Below are 13223 nucleotides of genomic sequence, written 5' to 3'. Positions count from 1 at the left end.
ATAATCAGAATATTCTGACTATATTAAAAACTTGCTAAATATTAAATTTTGAAAGGATGAAAAAAATGAAAGAAAAAAAATTAGGTCTCTTCGGTCTTACTGCTCTAGTTATTGGTGGAGTCATTGGTGGTGGAGTTTTTAGTTTACCATCTCAACTTGCACAAGGTGCTGGATTATTTGCTATTATATTAGGATTTATCATAACAGGAATTGGAATTTTTTCTTTAGCTTTTGTTTACTCTAGCTTATCAAGAAAAAGAGCTGATCTTACAAATGGAATTTATAGATATAGCAAAGATGGTTTTGGTGACTATATGGGCTTTAACTCAGCATGGATTTATTGGTTAAGTTCAACCTTTGGAAATGCTGCTTATGCTACTTTAGTATTTGGCTCATTATCTTATTTCTTTAACATATTTAACCCAAATGGAAATAACTTAGCATCTATAATAGCTGCTTCTTTATTAATTTGGTTAGTTACATTACTAATTCTTAAAGGTGTAAGACAAGCTCTTCTTGTGAATATAATAGTTACAATTTCAAAAATAATACCTATTTTTATCTTTATAATTATTGGACTCATTGCTATTCATATGAAAAACCTTAACTTTGAGTTTTATGGAACTAGTTCTTTAGGTTCTATTTTTGGACAAGTAAAAAATACAATGATTGCTACTCTTTGGGCATTTGGAGGTATTGAAGCTGCTGTTGTATTATCTGGAAGAGCTAAAAAAAATAGTGATGTTGGAAAAGCTACAGTAATAGGACTTATAGGCATAATGACTATTTATGTTTTAGTTACTATAATTTCTTTTGGTGTAATGAACAGAACACAAATTGCTGGATTAAATGATCCTTCTATGGCTTATATTCTTCAATATGCTGTAGGAAAATGGGGTGCTATTCTTATAAACATAGGTCTTATAATTTCAATACTTGGAGCACTTCTAGGTTGGACTATAATAACAGCTGAAATGCCTTATTCAACTGCTACTGATAAACTTATGCCTAAATTCCTAGCTAAAGAAAATAAAAATGGGACACCTATTTGGTCATTAATATTAACAAGTGGATTTACACAAGCTTGGCTTTTATTTTCATATTTCTTTAATAGTGGCTATGAGGTTCTTTACTCAATTGCTTCTACAGCAGTATTAATTCCATATTTTCTAAGTGCTCTTTATTCCTTCAAAGTAGCTCTTACAGAGAAAACTGGAGTTAAATTATTAAAAGTAAAGGATATGATAATAGCATCCATAGCTCTTATTTATACAATATGGCTATTATACGCTGATAATTTAAAGTATATCTTACTTAACCTTATATTATTTGCAGCTGGACTTGTATTCTACGGATGGAACAAAAAAGAACAAGGAGAAAAACTATTTTCTAAATGGTATGAAACCTTAATAGCTGTAATCATAGTTCTTGGAGCATTACTATCAATTTATCTCCTTGCTACTGGAAAAATATCAGCGACAAGCTAGAAAAATATGACTAAAAGAGGATATATCAAGTTATAGATATATCCTCTCTGCCTTTTATCTAGCTATATAGGTTCATCATTTGTGACCACTCACTTACGTAAAGAAGCTCTAATACTAGTTCAATGGTCACAGCATTTTGTACCTATATAAGCTATCTCGGCAGATGAAAAAAGTAATATAAATTAAGGTGTTTATTTGATACAGTCCTTTTATGAATTAAATCTATAACCAGTCCCCCATATAGTTTCTATATACTGAGGGTTAGTTGAATCCTCTTCTATTTTCTTTCTAAGCTTTTGTATATGAACTGCAATAGTTGCAGTATCTCCAAAATAATTATCATCCCATATATTAGTTAACAACTGATCCTTTGTAAATACTATGTTAGGATTTGATGCTAAAAATAATAAAAGTTCATACTCCTTTGTAGTTAATATTATTTCTTTTCCTCTAACATAGACCTTATGAGAATCTGTATGTATTTCTAAAGCTTTTATTGTTATTATTTCATGGTTTAATTTTTTTCCTGTTAATCTTTCATATCTTAATATATGAGATTTTATTCTAGCCACAAGTTCTGTTGGGCTAAAAGGCTTAGTTAAGTAATCATCAGCTCCATAACCTAACCCTTTTATTTTATCTATATCATCAGTTCTTGCTGATACTATTATTATAGGAACTTCAAATTGTTTTCTAATTTCTTTAACTATATCAAAACCACTTTTATTAGGTAACATTAAATCAATAACTATTAAATCATAGATACCTTGCATAGCTTTTTTTAATCCTAAATTTCCATCTTGAATTACTTCTACAGCATAACCATTCATTTCAAGATAATCTTTTTCAAGTTCTGCTATATTTAAGTCATCCTCTATAATTAATATTTTTTTTGCTTTCATAACTACACATCCTTTTTCTCGTGTTCAACAGGTAATTTTATAGTAAATGTACTGCCTTCATTTAATTTGCTTACAACGGATATTTTTCCACCATGAGCTTCTATAATTTCCTTAGCAATAGCTAATCCCAATCCTGTACTTGTAAAATCTTTAGTTCTCTCTTTATCTATTCTATAAAATCTATCAAATATATTATTTATTTTATCTTCCTCAATACCAGGTCCATTATCTATAACATCTATAAAAATAAAATCTTGATTTCCCCTTAAGTTAATTTTAATCTCTAAGTCCTCTTTAAATCCACCATATTTTATAGCATTATCAATTAAATTTCTTAAAGACCTATATAATCTTTTTCCATCTAAGCTTACAAAAACATCATCTTTCACTGTATTTAAATATGAAAATCCTATTCCTTTTTCATCTAACATAAAAGTAAATTCTTCAACAATATCCTCAATATAATATTTAATATTAGTTTTTGCAAAAGTAAAATCTAATTTCTGCATATCTAACTTAGAAAATAAAAATAAATCATCAATTAATCTATTCATATAAGCTGCATTACTTCTTATAGTCTTTAAATAACTTTCTACCTTTTCCTCTGGAACCACATTTTCAAGAAGCCCTTCAACATATCCATTTATAGATGTTATAGGAGTTTTTAAATCATGAGAAATATTTGCAATAAGCTCTTTTCTATTATTTTCATATTCCTTCTTAAGCCTTTCCCCCTCTTCCAACTTACTAGCCATTTTATTAAACTCTCTAGTTAATATTCCTACTTCATTTCTCCAATTTCCTTCTATCCTAAAAGAATAATCTCCCCTAGATATTTTTCTAACCCCTTCTTGAACTTTAGCCATAGGGATAACAAATCTTTTTTCCACTCTAGTTATCATATAAATAATAGTAAATTCATTAACTGCTAAAATTAAAGTAATAATTATTGTGGTTGCTCTCATTCCAATTATTTTAAACATAAAAAGTACAATAACCAAGGTTATTATTAAAGTAATCCTCTTAAAATGATGCATATATTTGCTTAAAAAATATAATTCTCTCATTCTTTTATACATTAAACGTCTTCTTTTATGCATCAATTTATGCATCCGTTTATGTTTTTCTCGTCTCTCTTTATGGTTATTTATATAATCATTATGATTATGCATGCAATGATTATATTCATCATAGTTATGTTCATTATGTCTTCGCATAATATTTAATTCCTCCTATATATCACTACTCTTAATGCTCTATATTTCCTTTACAGCTAAAAGCATAAATAATAACTCTTCTCTTCTATAAATAATCTTGTAATTAATTCTTATTTATTATTTAATCTTACTCATTTTCATCAATAAAGCAACTTATAAATTATAAAAGACTGCGTATTCTCTAAAGTCAGATATTTTCATCATGTCCAACTTTAAATTTACACAGTCTTTCATACATTACTTATTATACTTATGAATTTTTATAAAGTCTTAGGGAAAGATGCTTAAAGTATTATTAGTAATTTAATGCTACTTTAACATTTAAGCTTTTTTGTCCTAAAGCTTCTATTTCTAAATTTACTATTTCAAAATCTTTATTTAACACTACTTTAGCATTTACTTTATCATAGTCTGAAGCCATTAATTCTTTAAATATAGCATGTTTTACTTTAAACATTTCTTTGATGTTTTCGTCCATACCTTCGTGGTCATGATGTTTATGCTCACATTTATGTCCTTCTTCATGATATTTTTTGAATTTTTCTCTTTTCTTCATTAAGATATCTTTCATATCTAATTCTAAAACTTTATTTTCTCCATCTTCAGATACATTAATATCATTTAAAGTTTTGAACATCATTTCTAACTTAGCAAATTTATTAAATCCTTTTCCTTTTCCACATTTACCATGATGTCCGTGATGTCCGTGGTGTCCATGATGTTTGTGATGCATATCTTCCATACTTAAAACTTTTTTAACTGCTTTATCAACCTTTAATTCTCCAATTTCAGCTTTAGCTACTGCATCTATACTCATAGTTCCATTTACTTTATCTTTTTCAAAGTTATTTGTTATAGTTGCAAATTCTTTATCTCCATCCTTTGCTACTATTTTAACATTTCCAGCTACCTTTTCTTTACTCTTCATAGCTCCAGCCATTTTATATAACACTTCTAATTTATTCATAATCAATTCCTCCAATTCTATTTTTTATCTTTTTAGTTTATTTTCTTAGTCAATGATTACAATTAAATTATTTTTTATCTTTAGATATTTCTCTTTACCCTTTTATATAACTTTTCTAAATTTATTTTAGGTATGTCGTTTTCATTGACCTTAAGCTTATTATAGAATTAGACCTTAAAATAAAAATAAATCAATTATAAAAATTTTATAAAATTTTATAAATTTTCGTATAAAAAAACTATATCCAACCTATAGCTTTTCAGTTGGATATAGTTTCACTCTTTATATTTAAGTTTAATTATCTATTTATATTAGACTTCCATGATTATAGGAACAATTATAGGTTTTCTCTTTGTTTTTTGATAAACAAATTCTCCTACTTCATTTCTAACTTCATTTTTTAATTTTGACCATTGATAAATCTTTTTACTAATACATCTTTCAATACTATCACTTGCTAAATCTCTTATCTCAGTTAATAATCCTTCTGAATCTCTTACATAAACAAAACCTCTTGTTATAACATCTGGTCCTGATACAACCATCTTGCTTTCTTTTTCTATAACAAAAATTATGCTTATTATTCCATCTTGAGATAAAGACTTTCTATCTCTTATAACTATATTTCCTACATCACCAATGCCTAGTCCATCTATCATTACTTTTCCTGAATGAACTCTGCCTTCAATTTTTGCTTTTCTTCTTGATAAACTTAGTACATCTCCATTTTCTAAAATGAATATATTTCTACTATCTTGTCCTAATCCTTCTGCAAGTTCCTTATGGCTCATTAAATGTCTTAACTCCCCATGGACAGGCGCAAAATATTTTGGTTTTAATAAGGAATGCATTAATTTTAATTCTTCTCTACAAGCATGTCCTGATACATGAATTGCAGTTATTGATTTGCAAATTACCTTTGCTCCCTTTTTGGTTAAATCATTTATTATTTTTGATACTGACTTTTCATTACCTGGTATAGCAGTAGCTGAAATTATAACTGTATCATCATTTTTAATGCTTATATGTTTGTGCGTTGAATTTGCTATTCTAGTTAAGGCTGACATAGGTTCCCCTTGACTTCCTGTTGTAACTATTGTTATTTCATTATCTGCACAAGAATTTATATTAGCTAAGTCTACTAAAAGCCCATCTGGAATATCTAAATATCCTAAATTTTTAGCTACTTCTGAAATTTTCTCCATACTTCTTCCACTAAAAGCTACTTTTCTCTTATATTTTAGTGATGAATTTATAATCTGTTGCATTCTATGAATATTAGATGCAAAAGTAGCAACTATTACTCTTCCCTTAGCCTTTCCAAATAGGTCATCTAATGTTTCACCAACAGCACTTTCAGACATAGTATATCCTTCTGTTAAAGCATTAGTACTATCTGCCATTAATAAAAGAACTCCCTTTTTACCTAATTGAGCAAGCCTTTGAAGGTCTATTCTCTTCTTATCTATAGGCGTAAAATCAACTTTAAAGTCACCTGTATGCACTATAACACCTTGTGGTGTATGAACAGCTATAGCACAACTATCAGCAATACTATGGTTAGTTCTTATAAACTCCACCTTTAATTTATCTAATTCTATTGTATCTCCAGCCTCAACACTTCTAAGATCACATACATCAAGAATTTTATGTTCCTCTAGCTTACTTTCTATTAATCCTAATGTTAATCTTGTCCCATAAACAGGTACATTTAGATTTCTTAATACATAAGGTAAAGCTCCTATATGGTCTTCGTGACCATGAGTTATAAAGAATCCTTTTACTCTCTCCTTATTTTCAACTAAATAAGTAACATCTGGAATAACTATATCAACTCCATACATTTCTGTGTCAGGGAATGATAACCCGCAATCTATTACTATAATTTCATCACCATATTCTATTGCAGCAATATTTTTCCCAATTTCTCCAAGTCCACCTAGTGGTATTACCTTTACATTATTTTTTTCTTTCATGTCTCCGTTGCTAATAATCTATAAAAAATTAAAAATACTATTCTCCTTTATATTTTTTTAAGTTTTATTGTTTTATTGCAACAGTTCACCTCCTCTTATTTTTTGATATTTAGTTTAATGATTAATACTTTTTTATACTTAATAATAAATTAAAGTTCAACATATAAATTAAGACTCAATTCAGGTAGTGTTTTAATCTTAACTGAATTTTAGCCAAAATTACCTAAAGACGCGTATTTGTTTATTTCTATCTTATAAAAGATTGGAGCATTACAGACACTAGTCATTAGATAAATAAAATATGTAATTATTAACTAAAAATTTTAATAGTAATTTTTTAAATTTCTAAATAAACTTTTAGTAGAACTTACTTGAAAATGTTTCTCAATATACTTTTAATATACTCCCTATTATTTTTAATAAGTTCTTTTTTGTATTATCTATAAAAAACTTTAAATATATATAAAGCTTATATCCATTTAAAGTTTTTTATTTTTCTAATTAAAAATTCTATACACTATTAACTATAAACTGAATATGAAATAATATCTAGCTTATTTTAAAATATTTTATAGAAAATAAAAAATTTATTTAGAATATTCTTCTAAATAAATTTTTTTAAAAGTTACTTTGTAATTAAATGATATGTTTTTTTATACTTATTTATATAATATATAGAAAAAATTATAGTTAATACTTCAGCGAAAGGTAAAGTCAACCATATCCCATTTATATCTAAAAATCTAGGTAATAAAATAACACCAATTATTACAAAAACAAAAGTTCTTAAAAAGGATATTATTGCTGAAACCTTTCCATTCGAAAAAGCAGTAAACATTCCTGAAGTATAAATATTTGTTCCTATAAATAAAAAACTTATAGAGAATAATCCAAAGCCATCCTTTGTAATTAAATAAATATTACTTCCTGGTTTAACAAAAGCACCTATTATTTGTGGAGATATAATATAAGATAGTACAAATACAAATATAGAACTTAAAATTATCATTTCAAAGGAATATCTAATAACTTTTCTTAATTGTTCTCTATCATCATTTCCATATTTATAACTTATTATAGGTGCTGTTCCTGAAGAAACACCTAAATAAACAGAAATAAGTAAATATTGAGCATATAAAACTATAGTTATGGCTGCTACTCCTTCATCTCCAAGATACTTAAGCATTGCCATGTTAAATAAAAATACTGTAATAGCTCCTGATATGTTTATTATCATTTCTGAAGCTCCATTTAAAGAACTTTCTAAAAGCATTTTAAAATCATAAACTGGTTTAACAAAATGAAGAGAATTTTCCTTATTAAAAAATACAAATACACCAATTAAAGCTGGTATAATCTGTCCTATGGCTGTTGCTAGTGCTGCTCCACTTATGCCCATATTCATAGGTCCTACAAATAAATAATCAAGGATTATATTAGTAACTCCTCCTATTAAAGCAAGAATAACTCCTATCTTAGGTTTTCCTATTACTACATAAAAATAATCAAATATCATCTTTATAAAAGTTATTGGCATAATAAGAACTACTATAAGTAAATATTCATTACAATATTCTAAAACCTTACCTCTGCCCCCTAAAAAAGTACTTATATCATTTAAAAAGAATATCATTACTATAGCTAAAATTGCTCCAATTACTAAATTAACTAAAATTATAAAAGAGAATTCTCCCTTTGCCCTTTCTTCCTTTCCTTCTCCTAAATGCTTTGCTATAATAGCACTTCCTCCTGTTGCAAACATTATTGAAATAGCCCAAATTATACTTGGTACAGGAAGAACTATATTTAAAGCAGCTAAAGCCTCTCCACCTACCAACCTAGATACAAAAATACCATCAATTATTGTATAAAGCGACATAAATACCATCATAATTATTGTTGGAAGAATAAATTTTAATAATGATGCTCTAGTAAATTTTCCTTCTATGCCCTTGCTCATTTTATCCCCCTCTTTCTTTGATTAAGACTTAACTCATCCTCTATTATTTGGTATTATAAAGTATACAGCTACTATACAGTCAAGGGGTGAATTTTTATGACAGGAAAAAAAGATAAGCTTTTAAAAATAAATGACTTTGCCAAACTTTGTGGCACAAATAGAAAAACTTTAATTTACTACGATAACATTGGATTATTCTCTCCAATACTTAGAGATACAAATGGTTATAGATATTATTCTTATCAACAATATGATAACTTCTCCATAATCTTAGCCTTAAAAGAATTAAATATGCCACTATGTCATATTAAAGATTTTATTGATAATAGAAGTCCTGAACTACTAATAGATACTTTAAAAAAGCAAAAAGATGAAATAAAAAAACATATAGCTAACCTTACTAAAGCCTCCTCACTTATTGATTCCATAATAAACATAACAGAAACATCTAAAGATATTGATGTTGATAAAATTTATTTAGTTGAAGAAGATGAAGAGCACTTTATATTAAGTAAAAAAATAAATGATGATACAGAACATAGCTTTCTTCAAATTATCTCTGATCTTTTAAACTATTGTACTAAAAAAAATATAAATAATAATTTTAATCTTGGTGCAATACTTTCTAAAGAGAATTTGCTTAAAAATGATTTTTCTAAAATAGATTATCTTTTTGTAAAAAGTCCTAGAAAAGTATCCTCTAAATACTCCTACACAAAACCAAAAGGAAAATATGTAATTGGATATCATATTGGTGATTATAAAACTACGTTTTTAACTTATAATAAACTTTTAAAATTTATAGATGAGAATAACCTTAAACCCTGTGGAAACAGCTATGAACTAGAACTTTTAAATAACTTAAGTTATTCTGATACAAACAACTATGTAACCAAAATATCTATAAATGTTGAAAATAAATAAAATAATTTAAATGAGTTTCACCATCTTTTTATTGTTAAACAATAAATTAAGTGTTATTATATCCTTATTAAATATCGAAATTTTTAGAGAGGTTGATTGAAATGGACAAAACATACGGTTCAAAAATATTAAAATATTTATCAATTACAGGGATAGTATTAACAATTGCACTATTAATAGTTTCACCATTTATAGTTACAGCTTTTTTCAAAAGTAATTTTCAAATATTAGAGCAAAGCCTTATTATTAAGGTTTGTGTAGCACTTGTTGCTCTAGCTGTACCATATATATTATGTTTATTTAAATTAAAAGACCTTTGCAATTTAATTATTAAAGATTCTTCTTTTTCATTTAAAACAGCAAAGAATTTAAAATTTATTTCTTATTGTGCTTTTAGCGAATTATTTATTTTTATTGCTATTTCTTTATACCTTAAACTTAGCACTGAATTTTTTAAATATGTTTTATTAACAGTTCCATTTATAATAGTTGCCTTTGTTTCCATAGTTCTTGGATTATCTTTTTTAGTTCTTTCTCAATTATTTAAAAATGCAACTGAAATAAAATTAGAAAATGACCAAACAATTTAAGAAAGGATTGTTATTATGCCTATTTTAGTAAACTTAGATGTTATGATGGCAAAAAGAAAAATGAGCTCTACGGAACTTGCTGAAAAGGTAGGAATTACAATGGCTAATCTATCTATCTTAAAAAATAATAAAGCAAAAGCTGTTCGTTTTTCTACTCTAGATACTATTTGTACTGTACTAAAATGCCAACCTGGAGATATTTTAGAATATGTAGAAGAAGATGATGAAAGATTAAGATAGCTATATTTTTTAAAATTTCATTTAGCAATCTTATTCATTAAAAATTTAATAATTCAAAACATGTAAAAGGTGAATTTCCCCTATTTCTAGGTGAAATTCACTTTTTTAATACAATATAACACAAGTATTGATTATCCATTTATAGGAATTATAAATATTTCAATTAAGTTGCTATTATTTTTCATAAGGTCATTCTCCTTATATAGTATTGATTTTTACGATTTAATATTATCATAAAATGGCCTCATTTTTTTATATTTTTAACATCCAAATTTTACATAATCAACACTTACAATTTTAATCAATAAAATATACATAAAAAACAATTTATATAATAATTTTTGTAAAATTTTTATAAAATTTTTATAAAGTACATTAAGTATATGACACAATTATAAACAAGGAGATTTATTGTATGAAAAAAAAATTAATATATATAATCCTATTTTCAGTTTTAAGTACCATTACATTTAAATTACCTTATTTAAAGCATGATCAGAAATATAAAAATTATAATATACAAAATGTAAAATTATTAAGTTATAATAATTCTTCTTTAAAACAAGCTATTTTTAATGAATATGGAAAAATTAATCAAGAAAATTTAAATCAAATTACAACTTTAACTTTATCAAATTCAAATTTTTCACTTAATAATAATCAAAAAATAATTAAAAACTTAAAAAATTTAAAAAATTTAGTAATAACTAATAGTACAATTGATAGTAAGTTATTAACGGCTTTTTTAAATACAGATAAAAACTTAAATAATATATATATTTCAAACTCTATAATAGTTGGAAATTTATTTTCCGGAATACATAAATGTGAAAATTTAAATTCATTATCAATAACTAATTCTACTTTTTCAAGTGGAGTTTCAACAGATATAGAAAATTTAATAAATTTAAAAACAATTTCATTAATTAATGATACTTCAAGTGGCGTATTTCCTGATTCTATTACAAATATTAAAAATTTAAATATAATCAAAATAATTAATTCATCAATTAATTGGAACTTACCATCAACATTAGGTAATTTAATAAATTTAAAAATATTAAATTGTTCTAATTCATCAATTTCAGGAGAAATTCCTAATTCAATTAAAAATATGCAAAAATTAAAAGAATTCATAATAACAAATAGTAATTTAACAGGAAATATACCTAATTCTATAACAGATTTAAAAAATATATCCATAATTAATTTGTCAGGAAATAAATTAATTGGTTTTATACCTAATAATCTATTTAATTTAAAATATCTAGAAAAAATAAATTTAAGTAATAATCAACTTATAGGAAATATTCCTAATATTAAAAATTTACAAGTAAAAAATAATTTGCTAGATACTAAAAATCAAGGATATTTAAAATTAAGAAAAAAAATATCTTTAAGTAAATTAAATAATAATTTGTTTAAAGATATAGAAATTAAGTATAAAGATTTTAATACAAATAATACAAATACAAATTCAAACAATAATATAAATATCTCAGGCGTAACCTCAACTTTATCAAATAAATATATTTTAAAGAAAATAAACAACTCAATTGTATTAACAGGCTTTAAATCAAATAATGGACAAATAATAAATATTAAACCATATAATAATATTATGATAATAGATTCTGATAAAAAAACTAATAAAAAGAAAGATGTTGCTATTAAGAATAATATAAAATCAAACTCAGAAGATATATACTGGGATTATAGCAGTCTTGTTATAAATGGAAATGTTAATTTAGATAATGAAGTGGTAAGTAAAGATACTCCGAAAGAAATAATCATAAAAGATTCTAAAGGAAATATAATAACAAGTAGTAACACTGTAGCTGTAAATTGGTATTCAACAGATAAAAATAATTATTCAGGATACCAAGGTATATTTACAAAAGAACAATTATCTAAATTAAATCCTAATAAAGCATATAGTATTTATATTGAAATTGATGGAAAAGAAGTACCTATTGCTAATAATATAAAACTATCTAATAAAGAATATAAAGTAAGTAATGAAAATGGTGATTTAACTATAGAGAAAAATGTTGAAAAATCATTAAATGTAGGAACCTATGAAACAGGATATTTCACTGATTTTGGTTATGTTCTTAATGGAAATATAAATTTAGATAATGATATATTTAGTAAAGCAAATACAAGAAAATTAGTAGTAAAAGATGCAAGTGGAAATATCGTAGATAAAGTGAATTGTGCATCAATGAATTGGTATTCAGAGAACAAAGATAATTATTCAGGATTCCAAGGAATAATTACTAATTCAGTATTAAATAAGTTAAAAGTAGGAGAAGAATATACTTTTGAAATAGAAGTAAATTACAAAGGAAAGGTTTATAACTTACCAATAGAAAATACTAAGAATCTTATTTTAAATATATCAATGGATTATAATATAGAAGTAAATGCTGAGGATAATATAGTAATAAGCAAGAAGAATACATAAGATTCTATTAATTTTGAACTTATGTCAATATCTTGGACACAAAAAATCGAATTTTACTAGGCTACATTTTTAGATAGTTTTTCAAACTTATTTGGAGTTTTGTAATCTATAGAAGATGGATATTGTAGAATAAATAGGAAAAAAATAAAAAGTACTGTCTGAAAATAGAATAAAATTCCTATTTAGAGATAATCCCTTTTTCTTTAAACAGCAGATATCATTTAAAATTCTTTATCATTTTATATTGCTAGTTTGTATATTTTATAAAAATACTGAGTCCATAATTAGAAACAATTTTGTGTCTATATAATTATAATATTTTTTAGTATAATTATACAAATTAATTAAAATGTTAAAATATATGATATTCATATTAAATTATAGAAAACGATTTCTGAAGCTTGATAAAAAGATATTTTTTTTATAATACTCTCTAAGATAATAGATAAAGGTAGTTAATTTAATAAATTTTAGTAATCAAAAAAAATTGAGT

Annotated in this window: 10 protein-coding genes; 5 read left to right on the top strand and 5 right to left on the bottom strand. The window is 25.1% G+C overall.

All coding sequences use genetic code 11. From position 1 onward, the window contains the following. Window positions 1-65 precede the first annotated feature (65 nt). Window positions 66-1487: a basic amino acid/polyamine antiporter gene (locus ARA19_RS03070; RefSeq protein WP_055069476.1), complete on the top strand. Its 1422-nt coding sequence runs from the start codon at window positions 66-68 to the stop codon at window positions 1485-1487. A gap of 209 nt (window positions 1488-1696) precedes the next feature. On the opposite strand, the gene ARA19_RS03065 is transcribed toward ARA19_RS03070, so the two are convergent. The 5 genes from ARA19_RS03065 to ARA19_RS03045 form a co-directional block, all read right to left on the bottom strand. Next, window positions 1697-2389, bottom strand: a complete 693-nt coding sequence (locus tag ARA19_RS03065; protein ID WP_055069475.1) for a response regulator transcription factor — start codon at window positions 2387-2389, stop codon at window positions 1697-1699. A 2-nt stretch (window positions 2390-2391) separates the two neighbouring features. After that, window positions 2392-3606: a sensor histidine kinase gene (locus ARA19_RS03060; RefSeq protein WP_084764186.1), complete on the bottom strand. Its 1215-nt coding sequence runs from the start codon at window positions 3604-3606 to the stop codon at window positions 2392-2394. Between the two features lie 295 nt (window positions 3607-3901). After that, window positions 3902-4573 (bottom strand): hypothetical protein, encoded by a 672-nt coding sequence (locus ARA19_RS03055; protein WP_055069473.1) that lies wholly within the window; start codon window positions 4571-4573, stop codon window positions 3902-3904. Window positions 4574-4884: 311 nt separating this feature from the next. Continuing rightward, on the bottom strand, window positions 4885-6549 hold the full coding sequence (locus ARA19_RS03050; protein ID WP_055069472.1) for a ribonuclease J: 1665 nt from the start codon (window positions 6547-6549) through the stop codon (window positions 4885-4887). Window positions 6550-7174: 625 nt separating this feature from the next. Continuing rightward, window positions 7175-8509, bottom strand: coding sequence for an MATE family efflux transporter (locus tag ARA19_RS03045; protein ID WP_055069471.1), 1335 nt, complete (start codon window positions 8507-8509; stop codon window positions 7175-7177). Between the two features lie 96 nt (window positions 8510-8605). On the opposite strand from ARA19_RS03045, the gene ARA19_RS03040 reads away from it, so the two are divergent. From ARA19_RS03040 to ARA19_RS03025, 4 genes are all read left to right on the top strand, one after another. Beyond that, complete coding sequence (locus tag ARA19_RS03040; protein WP_055069470.1) at window positions 8606-9433, top strand: MerR family transcriptional regulator; 828 nt, start codon at window positions 8606-8608, stop codon at window positions 9431-9433. A gap of 101 nt (window positions 9434-9534) precedes the next feature. Then, window positions 9535-10023, top strand: a complete 489-nt coding sequence (locus ARA19_RS03035; RefSeq protein ID WP_055069469.1) for a DUF2975 domain-containing protein — start codon at window positions 9535-9537, stop codon at window positions 10021-10023. A 15-nt stretch (window positions 10024-10038) separates the two neighbouring features. Beyond that, window positions 10039-10263 (top strand): helix-turn-helix domain-containing protein, encoded by a 225-nt coding sequence (locus ARA19_RS03030; protein ID WP_055069468.1) that lies wholly within the window; start codon window positions 10039-10041, stop codon window positions 10261-10263. Window positions 10264-10678: 415 nt separating this feature from the next. Further along, window positions 10679-12730: a leucine-rich repeat domain-containing protein gene (locus ARA19_RS03025; RefSeq protein ID WP_055069467.1), complete on the top strand. Its 2052-nt coding sequence runs from the start codon at window positions 10679-10681 to the stop codon at window positions 12728-12730. Window positions 12731-13223: the final 493 nt, after the last annotated feature.

Source organism: Clostridium massiliamazoniense, assembly GCF_001403635.1.
In the GTDB taxonomy this organism is placed as follows: Bacteria; Bacillota; Clostridia; order Clostridiales; family Clostridiaceae; genus Sarcina; species Sarcina massiliamazoniense.
This window is presented reverse-complemented; position numbering and strand designations above follow the sequence as displayed.

Coding starts and splice junctions, on each gene's coding strand:
- ARA19_RS03070 (WP_055069476.1), top strand. CDS start 66: ATGAAAGAAAAAAAATTAGGTCTCTTCGGTCTTACTGCTCTAGTTATT.
- ARA19_RS03065 (WP_055069475.1), bottom strand. CDS start 2,389: ATGAAAGCAAAAAAAATATTAATTATAGAGGATGACTTAAATATAGCA.
- ARA19_RS03060 (WP_084764186.1), bottom strand. CDS start 3,606: ATGCGAAGACATAATGAACATAACTATGATGAATATAATCATTGCATG.
- ARA19_RS03055 (WP_055069473.1), bottom strand. CDS start 4,573: ATGAATAAATTAGAAGTGTTATATAAAATGGCTGGAGCTATGAAGAGT.
- ARA19_RS03050 (WP_055069472.1), bottom strand. CDS start 6,549: ATGAAAGAAAAAAATAATGTAAAGGTAATACCACTAGGTGGACTTGGA.
- ARA19_RS03045 (WP_055069471.1), bottom strand. CDS start 8,509: ATGAGCAAGGGCATAGAAGGAAAATTTACTAGAGCATCATTATTAAAA.
- ARA19_RS03040 (WP_055069470.1), top strand. CDS start 8,606: ATGACAGGAAAAAAAGATAAGCTTTTAAAAATAAATGACTTTGCCAAA.
- ARA19_RS03035 (WP_055069469.1), top strand. CDS start 9,535: ATGGACAAAACATACGGTTCAAAAATATTAAAATATTTATCAATTACA.
- ARA19_RS03030 (WP_055069468.1), top strand. CDS start 10,039: ATGCCTATTTTAGTAAACTTAGATGTTATGATGGCAAAAAGAAAAATG.
- ARA19_RS03025 (WP_055069467.1), top strand. CDS start 10,679: ATGAAAAAAAAATTAATATATATAATCCTATTTTCAGTTTTAAGTACC.